The organism is Nocardioides sp. GY 10127 (genome assembly GCF_004919085.1).
Classification (GTDB): Bacteria; Actinomycetota; Actinomycetes; order Propionibacteriales; family Nocardioidaceae; genus Nocardioides.
Genome location: NZ_STGL01000008.1, coordinates 16,970 through 31,684, shown reverse-complemented (window position 1 = coordinate 31,684; position 14,715 = coordinate 16,970). Strand labels below are relative to the sequence as shown.

Annotated in this window: 12 protein-coding genes; 10 read left to right on the top strand and 2 right to left on the bottom strand. The window is 73.7% G+C overall.

The window, feature by feature from the left end:
• Positions 1–53 precede the first annotated feature (53 nt).
• Positions 54–1,112, top strand: coding sequence for a DNA topoisomerase IB (locus E8D37_RS14875; protein ID WP_136570597.1), 1,059 nt, complete (start codon positions 54–56; stop codon positions 1,110–1,112).
• Between the two features lie 37 nt (positions 1,113–1,149).
• Here E8D37_RS14875 and serC read toward each other — a convergent pair whose 3' ends face one another.
• Complete coding sequence (gene serC / locus E8D37_RS14870; protein ID WP_240770474.1) at positions 1,150–2,280, bottom strand: phosphoserine transaminase; 1,131 nt, start codon at positions 2,278–2,280, stop codon at positions 1,150–1,152.
• Positions 2,281–2,487: 207 nt separating this feature from the next.
• On the opposite strand from serC, the gene E8D37_RS14865 reads away from it, so the two are divergent.
• The 5 genes from E8D37_RS14865 (at position 2,488) to E8D37_RS14845 (ending at position 8,032) form a co-directional block, all read left to right on the top strand.
• Positions 2,488–3,030: a GNAT family N-acetyltransferase gene (locus E8D37_RS14865; RefSeq protein ID WP_136570595.1), complete on the top strand. Its 543-nt coding sequence runs from the start codon at positions 2,488–2,490 to the stop codon at positions 3,028–3,030.
• A gap of 85 nt (positions 3,031–3,115) precedes the next feature.
• Positions 3,116–4,666, top strand: coding sequence for a DUF2252 family protein (locus E8D37_RS14860; protein ID WP_206055773.1), 1,551 nt, complete (start codon positions 3,116–3,118; stop codon positions 4,664–4,666).
• Between the two features lie 217 nt (positions 4,667–4,883).
• On the top strand, positions 4,884–6,617 hold the full coding sequence (locus tag E8D37_RS14855; protein WP_136570594.1) for an FN3 domain-containing metallophosphoesterase family protein: 1,734 nt from the start codon (positions 4,884–4,886) through the stop codon (positions 6,615–6,617).
• Positions 6,618–6,749: 132 nt separating this feature from the next.
• Positions 6,750–7,172, top strand: coding sequence for a nuclear transport factor 2 family protein (locus E8D37_RS14850; RefSeq protein ID WP_168929771.1), 423 nt, complete (start codon positions 6,750–6,752; stop codon positions 7,170–7,172).
• A 224-nt stretch (positions 7,173–7,396) separates the two neighbouring features.
• Positions 7,397–8,032: a hypothetical protein gene (locus E8D37_RS14845; RefSeq protein ID WP_136570592.1), complete on the top strand. Its 636-nt coding sequence runs from the start codon at positions 7,397–7,399 to the stop codon at positions 8,030–8,032.
• Between the two features lie 118 nt (positions 8,033–8,150).
• Here E8D37_RS14845 and E8D37_RS14840 read toward each other — a convergent pair whose 3' ends face one another.
• Positions 8,151–9,269 (bottom strand): citrate synthase 2, encoded by a 1,119-nt coding sequence (locus tag E8D37_RS14840; RefSeq protein ID WP_206055772.1) that lies wholly within the window; start codon positions 9,267–9,269, stop codon positions 8,151–8,153.
• A gap of 188 nt (positions 9,270–9,457) precedes the next feature.
• On the opposite strand from E8D37_RS14840, the gene pdxH reads away from it, so the two are divergent.
• The 4 genes from pdxH (at position 9,458) to E8D37_RS14820 (ending at position 14,648) form a co-directional block, all read left to right on the top strand.
• Positions 9,458–10,117, top strand: a complete 660-nt coding sequence (gene pdxH, locus E8D37_RS14835; protein WP_206055771.1) for a pyridoxamine 5'-phosphate oxidase — start codon at positions 9,458–9,460, stop codon at positions 10,115–10,117.
• A 111-nt stretch (positions 10,118–10,228) separates the two neighbouring features.
• Entirely contained in the window at positions 10,229–10,927 is a 699-nt protein-coding gene (locus E8D37_RS14830) for a TetR/AcrR family transcriptional regulator (RefSeq protein ID WP_136570591.1), read from the top strand.
• Positions 10,927–12,663: an ABC transporter ATP-binding protein gene (locus tag E8D37_RS14825; RefSeq protein ID WP_136570590.1), complete on the top strand. Its 1,737-nt coding sequence runs from the start codon at positions 10,927–10,929 to the stop codon at positions 12,661–12,663. Before E8D37_RS14830 ends, E8D37_RS14825 begins: the two co-directional genes overlap by 1 nt.
• A 92-nt stretch (positions 12,664–12,755) precedes the next feature.
• On the top strand, positions 12,756–14,648 hold the full coding sequence (locus tag E8D37_RS14820) for an ABC transporter ATP-binding protein (protein WP_240770508.1): 1,893 nt from the start codon (positions 12,756–12,758) through the stop codon (positions 14,646–14,648).
• Positions 14,649–14,715: the final 67 nt, after the last annotated feature.

The following is a 14,715-nucleotide window of genomic DNA, read 5'->3' as shown; positions in this document are numbered from 1 at the left end:
GCGAGCCGCAGCGGGTGAGACGCAGCGCCGCCCGGCCTGCCTAGCCTCGCCGCATGCGCCTGCGACGGACCTCCCCCGACCAGCCCGGCTGGACCCGCCGCCGGGCCGGCCGCGGCTGGACCTACCTCGACGCCGACGGGCACCGCCTGACGGGCACCGACCGCGACCGCTGCGAGGCGCTCGTGATCCCGCCGGCCTGGCAGGACGTGTGGATCACCCCGTACCCGCACGGTCACCTGCAGGCGGTCGGCACCGACGCGGCCGGGCGCCGCCAGTACCTCTACCACCCCGAGTGGCGCCGCCGGCGGGACGAGGAGAAGTTCGAGCGGGTGCTGACCTTCGGCGCCGCGCTGGCCTCCGCCCGCACCCGCGTCCTCGCCGACCTCGGCGGGAGCGGGATGCCGCTCGAGCGCAGCTGCGCCGCCGCCGTCCGGCTGCTCGACCTCGGCTGCTTCCGGATCGGCAACGACGTCTACGCCGACGCCCACGGGCACTTCGGCCTCACCACGCTCGAGCGGCGGCACGTGCGCCGCAAGGGAGAGGGCCTGGAGTTCCACTTCGTCGGCAAGTCCGGCGTCGAGCACCGGATCGAGATCGCGGACGTCGGCGTGGTCGAGGCGATCGCGGTCATGCGCCGCCGCCGGGCCGCAGAGGACCCCCGGCTGCTGGCCTACACCGAGCGGCGGCGCTGGCGGGGCCTGCTGCCGGACCTGGTGAACACCTACGTCCGCGAGGCCACCGGGATCGAGGCCACGGCCAAGGACTTCCGCACCTGGCACGCCACGGTCCTCGCGGCGGCCAGCCTCGCCGGGGCCTCCGACCGGGGAGAGCCGGGCGGGACCGCCGCCTCGCGCAAGCGGGCCGTCTCGGTCGCGATGAAGGAGGTCTCGGCCTTCCTCGGCAACACCCCGACCCTGGCGCGCACCTCCTACGTGGACCCCCGTGTCGTGCTCGCCTACGAGGAGGGCAGGACGATCCGGGCGGCCGTGCGGCGCAGCCACGCGAGCCCCGACGAGCGGCAGGCCGACCTCGAGCGGGCCACGCTGCGGCTCCTCGGCGGGCCGACGCAGCTGCCGCTGCCGGACCTCTCCCAGGTGACGCTGGCCTCCTGAGGCGCCCCGAGGAGCCCTGGGCAGCCCCGCCGGGCGGTCAGAGCCGCTCGAGCACCCAGTCCAGCGTGCGGGTGAGGGCGGCGACGTCGGCCGGGTCGACCGCCGGGAACATCGCGATCCGCAGCTGGTTGCGGCCGAGCTTGCGGTAGGGGTCGCAGTCGACGACGCCGTTCGCGCGCAGCACCGCGAGCACGTCCTCGAAGTCGATCTCGTCGACCAGGTCCAGCGTGCCCACCACGAGCGAGCGGTGGGCCGGATCGGCCACGAAGGGGCTGAGCCGCTCGTGCGCCTCGGCCCAGCGGTACAGGGTGCTGGAGGAGGCGGTGGTCCGCTCGACCATCCCGCTCAGCCCGCCGTTGCCGAGCATCCAGTCCAGCTGCTCGGCCAGCAGGAAGAGGGTCGAGACCGCGGGCGTGTTGTACGTCTGGTTCTTCGCGGAGTTGTCGATCGCCGTGGGCAGGTCGAAGAACGCGGGCACGTGTCGGTCGGTGGCGGCGATCCGCGCGGCCCGCTCGAGGGCGCGCGGGGAGAAGAGGCCGATCCACAGGCCGCCGTCCGAGCTGAAGCCCTTCTGCGGCGCGAAGTAGTAGACGTCCGCCTCCGCGACGTCCACGGGGAGGCCGGCGCCGCCCGAGGTGGCGTCGATGAGCACGAGGGCGTCGTCGTCGATGCCCTCGGGGCGCAGGACCGGCGCCATGACGCCGGTCGAGGTCTCGTTGTGCGCCCAGGCGTAGGCGTCGATCCCGGCCTCGGCCACCGGCGTCGCCAGCGAGCCGGGCTCGGCGGTGCGCAGCGACGGGTCGCCCAGCCACGGAGCCTTCCTGGCGGCCGTGGCGAACTTCGAGGTGAACTCGCCGTACGTGCAGTGCTGGCTGCGGCGCTCGAGCAGGCCGTGGGTCGCGACGTCCCAGAAGGCGGTGGAGCCTCCGTTGCCGAGCACGACCTGGTAGCCCTCGGGCAGGTCGAAGAAGGTGGACAGGCCCTCGCGCACCCGGCCGACCAGGTTCTTCACCGGGGCCTGGCGGTGCGAGGTGCCCATGAGGCTCGCGCCGGTGTCGGCGAGCGCCTGGAGGCGCCCCGCCGGGATCTTCGAGGGACCGGAGCCGAAGCGTCCGTCGGCGGGCAGCAGGTCGGTGGGGATCTGCAGGTCGGTGACGGAGCTGGCCACGGGGCAACCCTCCTGGGGGAGCGGGACGTCGTACCGGGTGATCATCCCAGCCCCGGGCCAGGGGCCCGCCCTCCGGCCCGAGGGGTGGGCGGGCCCGGACCGGCCCCCCGCGACGCGTGTGGCCGCCCTGTGACGCGGGCGGCACCGGCACGGCGCGGGGCCACCCCCGGCCCGCGCAGGGCGCCGCCACCGCGCGAGGATGGGCCGGTGAGCAGCTCCCCCGCGCAGGTCCCCGTCGCCACCTGGGACGACGGTTTCCGACTCGTCCAGGTGGGCTTCGGCCACCCGGACGCCGTCCGGCTCGTCGCGGAGGTCCAGGCCGTTTACGTCGAGCGCTACGGCGAGGAGGACGTGACGCCGCTGGAGCCCGAGATGTTCGACCCGCCCAGCGGCAGCTTCTTCGTCGGCTACCTGGGCGACGACCCCGTGGCCAGCGGCGCCTGGCGGCGGCACCCGGAGGTCGCCGAGCAGGTCGGCTGGCCCGGCCTGGACGTGGCCGAGATCAAGCGGATGTACGTCGCCCCCCGCGCGCAGCGGCGGGGCCTCGCCCGCCGGGTCCTCGGGTTCCTCGAGGGCCACGCCCGCGAGGCCGGCATCGAGGCATTGGTGCTGGAGTCCGGCATCCACCAGCCCGAGGCGCTGGCGCTGTACGACACCAGCGGCTACGCCGACATCCCCGGCTACGGCGTGTACGTGGGCGACCCCGAGGCGGTCTACCGCGGCAAGCGGCTGGACGTCGTCGCCGGCTGAGCCCTCCCACTCTCCCCGCCGACCCAACCCCCACCGCACCGACCGGGTGGGGTGCGCGACCCCGGCCGCGGGGCACGGTGGGGGCGTGACGCAGACCGAGGAAGGCACCCGCGGGGAGCTCATGGAGACCGCCCGCGAGGTGGGCATCAGCGAGCCCTCGTCGATGTCGAGCAGCGAGCTCGCGGAGGCGGTCGAGGAGCACCCCGCCACCGACCGCGACCCGGCCGACGAGGCCGAGGAGGTCGCCCCCGCGCGCAAGCCGACCACGGCGTCCCGCGTGGCGGCCTTCCGTGACCTGGCGAAGGCGCGGGCCCGCGGTGAGATGGTCTTCCTGCCCCGCCACCTGGTGGGCCACGAGCGGCGCATCCACGTGCGCCAGACGATCCGCGAGGACCACGAGACCCGGATCGCGCACCCCAACAGCGACGCCGAGGCGAAGTTCGCCAAGCTGCACGACTCGGTCTTCAGCTTCTTCCGCGGCACCTGCCTGCTGTTCTACCGGGACCTCGCGGGCGAGGACGCGCTCATGCCGACCGTGCTCACCCTCGGTGACGTCCACCCGGAGAACTTCGGCGTCATGCCGTCCGCCGACGACGTGCCGATCTTCGGCGTCAACGACTTCGACGAGGCGTTCTACGCCCCCTTCACCTGGGACCTCAAGCGCGGCGCCGTCGGCTTCATGCTGGCCGCGGAGACCGAGGGCGGCCTCGAGCGCCCGAAGCAGTGCCGGATCGCTGAGGAGTTCGTGCGCGGCTACGTGGACGCCATGCGCCGCTACGCCACGGACGCCACCGAGCAGCAGGGACAGATGCGGCAGGACAACGCACCGTCGCTGATCCGCCACCTCATCGAGGACGCGCTCGAGGAGGGCCGCGACGCGTGGCTGGCCCGCAAGTACCACGACGAGCAGCGCCGCGGCTTCCGCTCGGACGAGGAGCACGTGCCCGTCTCCAGCCGGACCGCGGAGTTCCAGGAGGTGCTGGAGGCGTTCGTCGCCGACAACGGCATCGAGCTGCCCGACCGGGCGATCTCGGGGGAGACCGGCGGCTTGCGCGTGAAGGACGTCTGCCAGCGGCTGGGTCAGGGCACGGCGTCCCTCGGCCTGCCCCGCTACTACCTTCTGGTCGAGGGCCCGGCCGCCGACGGCAGCGACGACCTCGTCATCGAGCTCAAGCAGGCCCGGCGCTCGGCACTGGCCGGCCTCGCCCCGCCCTCGGAGTACGTGATGGACGGCAACGCCGAGCGGATCACGCACGCGCAGGGCGTCCACCTGGTCCGGGGCGACCGCTTCTACGGGGCGGTGGAGCTGGACGGGCTGTCGTTCATGGTCCGTGAGCGGGCGCCGTACCGGGACTCGGTGGACCTCGACGACCTCTCGAAGAAGCAGTGGCGCGCGTACGCGCGGATCTGCGGCGGCTCGCTGGCGCAGAGCCACGCCCTCTCGGACGAGGCGGGCCTGCTCGACCACGACGTGGAGCCGGAGATCCTGGCCGCCATCGGCCCGGAGGAGCTCTTCGTCTCCGACGTGGTCGCCTGGGCCGGGGACGCCCTCGAGCGGGTCAAGGCCGACCACGCGCACTTCCGTGCCGACCACGAGCTCGGGGCCTTCACCGCGGTCGACCGAGTCTTCCGGTGAGCCACCGCCGGAAGGCGCGCTGACCTGGGAAGACGTGTGCGGACAGGCTCCTGCCAGGTGACTGACGGGTGGTGCCCAGCCCCCGTTCACCCGGTGTGCGCCGACTGGTCGCGCGCCCGCCGACAGGGGCTAGGAGGGGTGTTCACCCGCGCTCGGTGGGGTGGATCTCGAGGCCGCACCCACGCGGCCGAGCCTTCCACCCCACGAGGACCTCCTGATGCTTCCCGCTCTGCCCGCCCGTCCCTCCGCGACCCGTGGCCCGGCGCTGCGCCCCAGCCGCCGCACCGTGCTCCTGGGCCTCGGCGCCGCCGCCGCGCTGCCCGCCGTGCAGGTCGCCGGCTCGAGCGCCGCGCTCGCCGACGACGTCACCATCAGTGACCTGCTGCTCCAGGTCGGCGCCGACGAGACGTCGCGCAACCTGGCCTGGTTCACCAGCGAGGACGCGGCCCAGACCGTCCAGCTGGCCCTGGCCGAGGCGATGACGGACGAGACGTTCCCGACCACCTACTCCTCGGTGACCGCCACCACCGGCGCGACCATCACCGACGGCGAGTACTACCAGCACGCCACGCTCTCCGGCCTGGCCGCGGAGACCGACTACGTCTACCGGGTCGGCAGCGAGACCGCGGGCTGGAGCGAGGTCTACTCGTTCTCCACCCAGGCGGCCTCGAGCACGTTCAGCTTCGTCTTCGTCGGCGACCCGCAGATCGGCTCGAGCCACGACAACGCCGGCGACGGCGAGGGCTGGGCCACCACGATCGCGCTCGCCGAGGCGTCCTACCCCGACACGGCCTTCGTGCTGACGTCCGGCGACCAGGTCGACACCGCCTCGAACGAGGAGCAGTACACCTACTTCCTCGCCCCCGAGCAGTTCACGTCGATCCCGCTGGCCACCGCCCTGGGCAACCACGACTACTCCTCGACGGCGTACCACGAGCACTTCAACGTCCCGAACGTCTCCGACACCTACGGGCTGGCCGCCGACGCCACGCAGTCGGGTGGCGACGCGTTCTTCGTCTGGAACGACGCCCTGTTCATCACGCTCAACACCAACAACACCGACACCGACGGTCACCTGGCCTACGTCGAGGCGACGATGAACGCGCACCCGGACGCGGCCTGGACGATCGTCGTCTTCCACCACTCCGTGTTCAGCACCGCCTCGCACGCCTTCGACGACTACATCGTCACGCTGCGCGACGTGCTCCCCGCGGCGTTCTCCGAGCTGGGGGTGGACCTGGTCCTCATGGGCCACGACCACCACTTCACCCGCTCCTACCTGATGAACGGCACCGGGATCAGCGCGGCCGAGACCGCCGGGTCCGTGAGCGGCACCGTGGTGCCGGAGGAGGGCGACGTCCTCTACCTCACGGCCAACTCCTCCAGCGGCAGCAAGTTCTACGCCGACAACAGCCGCATCGACGAGTGCTACTGGGCGGCGATCGACGACCAGCAGGAGCACCCCAACTTCACCTACGTGACGGTCTCGGAGGACACCATCACGCTCACCACCGTCGACACGACCACCGAGGCCGTCGTCGACCAGGTGGTGCTGGCGCCGGTCTCCGAGGACGACTCCGACGACACGGGCTCCGGCGGCACGGGCTCCGGCGACACGGGCTCCGGCGACACGGGCTCGGCCGGCCGCGCGGAGACCCGGACCCGCCTGAACCTCACCCGGCACCGCCAGGTGCGGGGCGGCACGGCGGCCCGCGCCCGCGTCACGGTGACCGCGGTCGGCAGCGACGAGGTCGTCCGCGGCCGGGTGAAGATCTTCGCGGGGGAGCGGCTCGTCCGCACCGCCACCCTGAAGAAGGGCACGGCCGTGGTGACCCTGCCGAAGACCCTCTCCGTCGGCACCCACGAGCTCCACGCCGTCTACGTCCGCACCGACGACTACCGCCGCTCGGTGTCCTCGGCGCGGACCCTGCGGGTGCGCCGGGCCCGCTGAGGGCGTCCGTCCCCCCGGCCCTGCGTGACCTGGCCTGCGTGACCCTGGGCTGGGCCCGGCGTTGTCCCTCACGTGACGACCGCCCCCGAGCAGTGCCCACCGGCCGCCCCCTCGAGCCCCGAGGGGGCGGCCGTGCGGCGTGTCCGGGAGGCGGTCCGTCGGCTCTCGCGGGCCACCGCGGCCAAGCACGTGGACGGCGCGCTGGACTGCTTCACCGAGCGGGCCGTCGTCCTGGGCGACGCCGGTGGCGAGGAGGCGTCCGGGCGCGAGGAGCTCCGGGCGTTCCTCGAGGAGGTCTTCGAGGAGCCGTGGTCGCTGGCGTGGGAGGTGCTGGCGGCGCAGGCGCGGGGGCGCACCGGTGCGGTGTGGTTCGCCGCCGAGGTCGACGTCCTGCAGGCCTACCCGGAGGGGCTGGTCGAGCGGGTGCCGGCCCGGCTGGTCGGCGTCCTCGAGCAGGGGGACGCGGGCGTGTGGCGGTTCGACCTTCTCACCCTCAGCCAACCGGTCCCGGCGCCGCCGGAGGGGCGGGCCGAGGGCGGGTCGCTGCTCGGCTGAGCCGCCCCGCGCCGTCCGGCCACCACCCGGCCACCACCCGGCCACCACCCCGGCTACCACCGGGCGCGCGGGCGCAAGCGGGTTCCCGGCTCACGGCATCTTCACGGGACGCGGGCCGCTTCTCCTCAGAATCGGGCACGCGAACCCGACGCGGTTCCTAGCCTTGTCAGGTACTGGTCTGGTCCGGTTGCGGGCCGACCGACACCGTTCTCGGGAGGAACCCCATGCACCACCCCGTCCGTCGCACCACCCGCAGCCTGCTGCTCGCGCTGGTGCTCGCCCTCGCGCTCGGCGCCGGGCTCGCCGCCCCGGCCTCGGCCACCCCGATCGAGGGGTACGCGAGCTACGACGGCGCCGACGAGTGCAAGCCCGCCGCCAAGCGGGGCACCGTCTTCCTGGAGGCCTGGACGGTCCGGCACTTCGGCGGCGTCGCCGGCGGCATCTCGCGCGACTGCAAGCGGGACAAGGACGTCTACTCCGAGCACCAGGAGGGCCGCGCCTTCGACTGGATGGTCGACAGCCGCACCACCTCCGGCGCCCGCAAGGCCAAGCGCTTCCTGCGCACCCTCTTCCGCAAGGACGCCCGGGGCAACACCGACGCCCTGGCCCGGCGCATGGGCGTCATGTACGTGATCTGGGACGACGAGATCTACTCGGCGTACTCCGGCTTCGAGCCCCGGCCCTACCGGAACTCCGCCTGCCCCGCGAAGAAGCCGCTCAAGGCCTGCTCGCCGACCCTGCGCCACCTCGACCACGTGCACGTGTCGCTCTCCTGGAAGGGCGCGCGCGGCAACACGAGCTTCTTCGTCAAACGCATCGGCTCCGCCGCCGACGCCCGGGAGGCGAAGCAGAAGGGCTGACGGCGCCCCACGGCGCCCTGCGACGCGAGCGGCCCCGGCCGCCGACCGGCACGAGCCGGACGGCGACCGGGGCCGTTCTGCGTGTCGCCGAGAAGGCGCGAGTCACCTGAGTGAGTGCTCACTCACCCCAGGACGCGTCCCAGCCCTCCACGCTCTCGGGGCCGCGGGCGGCCGGTCCGGTGTAGACGGCGGACGGCCGGACGAGGCGCCCGGTCGTCCGCTGCTCCAGGATGTGCGCCGACCAGCCCCCGGTCCGGGCGCAGGTGAACATCGACGTGAACATCGGGGCCGGCACCTGGGCGAAGTCCAGGACGATGGCCGCCCAGAACTCGACGTTGGTCTCCAGGACGCGGTCGGGCCGGCGCTCGCGCAGCTCGGCCAGCGCGGCCTGCTCCAGCGCCTGGGCGACCTCGTAGCGCGGGGCGCCGAGCTCGCGCGCGGTGCGGCGCAGGACGCGGGCGCGCGGGTCCTCGGCCCGGTAGACGCGGTGGCCGAAGCCCATCAGCCGCTCGCCCTTGTCGAGCAGGTCCTTGACGTAGGCCCGGGCGTCGCCGCGCTCCTCGACGTCCGCGATCATCCCGAGCACGCGAGAGGGCGCGCCGCCGTGCAGCGGCCCGCTCATGGCCCCGACCGCGCCGGAGAGGGCCGCGGCCACGTCCGCGCCGGTGGAGGTGATGACGCGCGCGGTGAAGGTCGAGGCGTTCATGCCGTGCTCGGCCGCCGAGGACCAGTAGGCGTCGATGGCGTGGGCGTGCTTGGGGTCCACCTCGCCGCGCCAGCGCAGGAGGAACTTCTCGGCCAGGGTCGAGCCCTCGTCCACCACGTGCTGGGGCACCACCGGCAGCCCGACGCCGCGGGCCGACTGGCCGGCGTAGGAGAGCACCATGACCGCGGCCCGGGCGAGGTCCTCGCGGGTCTGGGCGGGGGAGATGTCGTAGGTCTGGCCGAGGCCGAGCTGCGGGGCGAGCATGGCGATGGCGGCCTGGACGTCGACGCGGACGTCACCGGTGTGCACCGGCAGCGTGGCCGCCTCGGCGGGCGGGAGGCCGGGCGTGAACGAGCCGTCCACCAGGAGGCCCCAGATGTGCTCGAAGGGCACGCGGCCGACCAGGTCCTCGATGTCGACGCCGCGGTAGCGCAGCGCCGACCCCTCCTTGTCCGGCTCGGCGATCTGGGTCTCGAAGGCGACGACCCCCTCCAGACCGTGCATGACCTGCGGGGTGGCGGCAGTGGACATGGCTGACTCCTTCGTCGTGGGCGGCGGTGCGTCGCGGCGCGGCTCCTCGCGGGGCGCAGGGACGTGCCCGGCATCCTTGCAGGACGAGACGCGCGCCACAGCCCGTCCACGGTACGGACGCGGCGGCGCGCTGCCCACCCCCGGCGGCCGGGCGTGCCCGGGGCGCCCCGCGGGGCTAGCGTGGAACCGTGACCGAGCAGCACCCCGACCTCCGCTCCCTGCGCCACGACTACGCCGCCCGCGGCCTCGACGAGTCCGAGCTGCTCGCGGACCCGCTCGACCTCTTCGACCGCTGGTTCGCCGACGCCCTCGAGGCCGGCCTCGGCGAGCCCAACGCGATGGTCGTCGCCACGGTGGACGCGGCCGGCCGGCCGTCAGCCCGCACGGTGCTGCTCAAGGAGCGCCGCCCCGAGGGGCTCGTCTTCTTCACCAACCACGCCTCGCGCAAGGGGGCGGAGCTGGCCGAGAACCCCGCCGTCGCGCTCCTCTTCCCGTGGCACGACCTCGAGCGCAACGTCCGTGTCGAGGGGGTCGCGGAGCCGCTGCCGCGCCCCGAGGTGGAGGACTACTTCGCCGTCCGGCCGCGGGGCTCGCAGCTGGGCGCGCACGCCTCGCGCCAGTCCTCCGTGGTCGCCGACCGCGCCGAGCTGGAGGCCTCCTACGCCGAGGCCGAGCGCCGGTTCGAGGGCGAGGACGTCCCGCCGCCGGCCACCTGGGGCGGCTACCTCGTCCGGCCCCAGACGGTCGAGTTCTGGCAGGGCCGCCCCTCCCGCCTGCACGACCGGCTCGTCTACCGCCGCGACGACGCCGCGCCCTCCGGGTGGCGCACGGAGCGCCTCGCCCCCTGAGCCCGGCCCCCGCCCCCGCCCCGCCTCCGCGCGAGTGAGCCGCCACTCACTCGAAGGTCCGGCCGGGAAATGACTGGCTGAGTGAGTGCTCACTCATCTAACGTCCTCCCCGTGAACGACACCGTGAGGCGCCGCGCGCGACCGATGGCGCCCGAGGAGCGCAAGGCCGCTCTCGTGAGCGCCACCCTGCACCTCCTGCGCGAGCACGGCCGCGCCGTCACCACCCGGCAGATCGCCGAGGCGGCCGGCGTGGCCGAGGGGACCATCTTCCGGGTCGTCGACTCCAAGGAGGAGCTCGTCGACCTCGCCATCGCCAAGGCGTTCGAGCCCGGCGCCCTGCCGGAGCGCATCGCCGAGATCGACCCCGGCCTCCCGCTGCACGACCGGCTCGTCCAGGCGGGCTCCGTCCTGCAGCAGCGCTGGCGCGCCACGTTCTTCCTCATGCAGAAGGTGGGCATGGTCGGGCCGCCGCGCGGCCTGCACGACGGGGAGCGGGCGGACGCCTGGCGGGCCCGGCTCGACGGCATGCTCGCCGACCTCGTCACCCCGGACGCCGAGCAGCTGACCGTCCCGGTCGAGGACCTCGTCCACCGCTTCCGGCTCCTGCTGTTCGCCGGCAGCCACGCCCAGATCGCCGACGGTCGCCTGCTCACCCCCGAGCAGGTGGTCGACACCCTGCTGCACGGGCTGCTCGCGCCGCCCGGGTCGCCCGCCGCGCTCGCGCCGGCGGGGAGCCCCGCACCCCGCACCACCGCCACCCAGCCCCCCAGCCATCCCTCCACCCAGCCCCCCACCGAGGAGACCCCCTGATGCTCGTGAGACTGCTCCGCGAGCGGCTCGCGCCGTACCGCGGCCCGCTGGTCGGCGTCGCCGTCCTGCAGCTGGGCGGCGTGCTCGCCATGCTGTACCTGCCCAGCCTCAACGCCCGGATCATCGACGAGGGCATCGTGCTGGGCGACCAGGCCACCATCTGGCGTCTCGGCGGCCTCATGCTCGCCGTCTCGATCGGCCAGATCGTCGCCAGCCTCGGGGCGTCCTACCTGGGGGCGCGCACGGCGATGAGCCTGGGTCGCGACCTGCGCCGGGCGCTGTTCGCCCGGGTCCAGTCCTTCTCGGCCCAGGAGGTCTCCCGGTTCGGGGCGCCCTCGCTGCTCACCCGCACCACCAACGACGTCCAGCAGGTCCAGATGCTCGTCGTGATGGGCGCGACCGTCGCGATCGCCAGCCCGATCATGATGATCGGCGGCATCCTCATGGCCCTGCGGGAGGACCTCGGCCTCGGCTGGATCCTCGTCGTGGTCGTGCCCGCGCTGTTCGCCTCGGTCGGGTTCGTCGTGTCGCGGATGGTGCCGAGCTTCCGGGCCATGCAGTCGCGGATCGACGAGGTCAACCGGGTGCTGCGCGAGCAGATCAGCGGCATCCGCGTGGTCCGGGCGTTCGTCCGGGAGCCCCGCGAGGTGGAGCGCTTCGCGGAGGCCAACGACGCCCTCACCGAGGTCGCGATCCGCGCGGGCCGCTGGATGGCCGCGCTGTTCCCGCTCGCGATGATCGTCGTCAACGTCTCCAGCGTCGCCGTGATCTGGTTCGGCGGGCTCCGCGTGGACGCGGGGGAGACCCAGGTCGGCGCCCTCACGGCCTTCCTGTCCTACCTCATGCAGATCCTCATGAGCGTCATGATGGCGACGTTCTTCATGATGCAGGTGCCGCGCTCGGCCGTCTGCGGCGAGCGCATCGCCGAGGTGCTCGACACCGAGTCGTCGGTCCGCCCGCCGGCCGAGCCCCGCACGCCCGACCCGCTGCGGCGCGGCCACCTCTCGCTGGAGGCCGTCACGTTCTCCTACCCCGGCGCCGAGTCGCCGGTCCTGCACGAGGTCAGCCTGGAGGGCCGCCCCGGCGAGACCATCGCCGTCATCGGCTCCACCGGCGCCGGCAAGACCACGCTGGTCAACCTCGTCCCGCGGCTCTTCGACGCCACCGGCGGCACGGTGCGGGTCGGCGGCGTCGACGTCCGCGACCTCGAGCCGGAGGCGCTCTGGGCCGACCTCGGGCTCGTCCCGCAGCAGGCCTACCTCTTCTCCGGCACGGTGCGCTCCAACCTCGCGCACGGCAAGCCGGACGCCACCGAGGAGGAGATGTGGGCGGCCCTCGAGGTCGCGCAGGCCAAGGACTTCGTGGCCGCGCTCCCGGAGGGCCTGGACGCTCCGGTCACCCAGGGCGGCACGGACTTCTCCGGGGGCCAGCGGCAGCGGCTGGCCATCGCGCGGGCCGTGGTCCGCCGCCCGGCGGTCTACCTCTTCGACGACTCGTTCTCCGCCCTCGACCTGGCGACGGACGCCCGGCTGCGGGCGGCGCTCAAGCCGGTGACCACCGACGCGACCGTCGTGGTCGTGGCCCAGCGGGTCTCCACGATCCGCGACGCCGACACCATCGTCGTCCTGGAGGACGGCCGGGTGGTCGGGTCGGGCACCCATGCCGAGCTGCTCGGCACCTGCGAGACCTACCAGGAGATCGTCGCCTCCCAGCGGGGCGCGGAGGAGGCGGCATGAGCGGCACGCACCCCACCGGTCCTCGGCCGGCGGGCAACGGCTCCGCGAAGGCCACCGAGCGGCTCGGCCCGCAGGGCGGCCAGCGCGGCCCGATGCCCGGTCCGCCGCACGCGGGCGGCATGGCCGTCGGCGGCAAGGCGGAGTCCTTCGGGCCGTCCGCCAAGCGGCTGGTGGCGCGGATGCGCCCCGAGCGCACCGCCGCGATCGGCGTCCTCGTGCTCGTGGCGGCGTCCGTGGCGCTCATGTCCGTGGGGCCGCGGCTCCTGGGGCACGCCACCGACCTCGTCTTCCGCGGCCTGCTCGGCAAGCTGTACCCGGCGGGCACGCCCGTCGACGAGCTGCCCGCCGCGGTGCAGGCGCAGGGGGTCGTGCCCGGCGAGGGCGTGGACTTCGACGCCGTCGGCCACTGGCTCGTCCTCGTCCTCGTGGTCTACGTCTCGGGCGCCGTGCTCTCGTGGCTCGCGGGCTTCGTGCTCAACGGCGTGGTCCAGCGGACCATCCGGGCCCTGCGCGCGGACGTCGAGGAGAAGCTGCACCGGCTCCCGCTCTCCTACGTCGACCGCTCGGCCCGCGGCGAGATCCTCAGCCGCGTCACCAACGACATCGACAACGTCTCCACCACGCTCCAGCAGACGATGAGCCAGCTGCTCCAGTCGCTGCTCATGCTGCTGGCCGTGCTCGCGATGATGGTGTGGATCAGCCCGCTGCTGGCGCTGGTCGCGTTCGTCTCCGTGCCGGTCTCGCTGGTGCTGACCCGCCTCATCATGAGTCGCTCGCGCACCCAGTTCACCGCCCAGTGGCGGCGCACCGGCGAGCTGAACGGCCACGTCGAGGAGGCCTTCTCCGGCCAGGCGCTGGTCAAGGTCTTCGGGCGCACCGCCGAGGTGGAGGAGCGCTTCGGCGAGCTCAACGAGGACCTCTACCGGGTCTCCTTCAAGGCGCAGTTCATCAGCGGCATGGTGATGCCGACGATGATGTTCGTCGGCAACCTCAACTACGTCGCGGTGGCCGTCCTCGGTGCCCTGCGGGTCTCCTCGGGCGCGCTCACCCTGGGCGACGTCCAGGCGTTCATCCAGTACACGCGGCAGTTCTCCCAGCCGCTCACCACGGTCGCCTCCATGGCGAACCTGCTCCAGTCGGGGGTCGCGTCCGCCGAGCGGGTCTTCGAGCTCCTGGACGCCGAGGAGCAGACCGCCGACCTGACCACCACGTCCCTGCCCGGGCGGGAGGACACCCACGGCGAGGTGCGCTTCGAGCACGTCCGGTTCTCCTACGAGGCCGACCGCGAGCTCGTCCGCGACCTGTCGCTGGTGGCCCGCCCCGGGCAGACCGTCGCCATCGTGGGCCCGACCGGCGCCGGCAAGACGACCCTGGTCAACCTCGTCATGCGCTTCTACGACCTCGACGCCGGGCGGATCACGCTCGACGGCGTGGACGTGGCGGCGGTGCCGCGCCGCGAGCTCCGCTCGCGCATCGGCATGGTCCTGCAGGACACGTGGCTCTTCGAGGGGACCATCCGGGACAACATCGCCTACGGCCGCCCGGGCGCGACCGAGGAGCAGGTGCTCGAGGCGGCGCGGGCCACGTTCGTGGACCGGTTCGTCCACTCGCTGCCGGACGGCTACGACACGGTGGTCTCCGAGAACGGTGGGAGCCTCTCGGCCGGTGAGCGCCAGCTCGTCACCATCGCGCGGGCGTTCCTCACCGACCCCGCCCTGCTGATCCTCGACGAGGCGACCTCGTCGGTCGACACCCGCACGGAGCTGCTGCTCCAGCACGCCATGGCGGCGCTGCGGGCCGACCGGACGTCGTTCGTCATCGCGCACCGGCTCTCCACCATCCGCGACGCCGACCTCATCCTCGTGATGGAGCACGGCGACATCGTGGAGCAGGGCACGCACGACGAGCTCGTGGCCGCGGACGGCGCCTACGCACGGCTCTACCGCAGCCAGTTCGAGGGGGCCGTGGCCGGCGAGCTCGGCTGACCGAGGCTGTTTCACCACAGGAAACGCTGTCTTCCGTGATGTAACGTTTACACGGCGCGGGCGCCCG

Excerpts from the sequence above, each read along its gene's own strand:
- E8D37_RS14845 (WP_136570592.1), top strand. The coding sequence starts at position 7,397 with ATGCACCACCCCGTCCGTCGCACCACCCGCAGCCTGCTGCTCGCGCTG.
- E8D37_RS14855 (WP_136570594.1), top strand. The coding sequence starts at position 4,884 with ATGCTTCCCGCTCTGCCCGCCCGTCCCTCCGCGACCCGTGGCCCGGCG.
- E8D37_RS14820 (WP_240770508.1), top strand. The coding sequence starts at position 12,756 with ATGCCCGGTCCGCCGCACGCGGGCGGCATGGCCGTCGGCGGCAAGGCG.
- E8D37_RS14840 (WP_206055772.1), bottom strand. The coding sequence starts at position 9,269 with ATGTCCACTGCCGCCACCCCGCAGGTCATGCACGGTCTGGAGGGGGTC.
- E8D37_RS14825 (WP_136570590.1), top strand. The coding sequence starts at position 10,927 with ATGCTCGTGAGACTGCTCCGCGAGCGGCTCGCGCCGTACCGCGGCCCG.
- E8D37_RS14875 (WP_136570597.1), top strand. The coding sequence starts at position 54 with ATGCGCCTGCGACGGACCTCCCCCGACCAGCCCGGCTGGACCCGCCGC.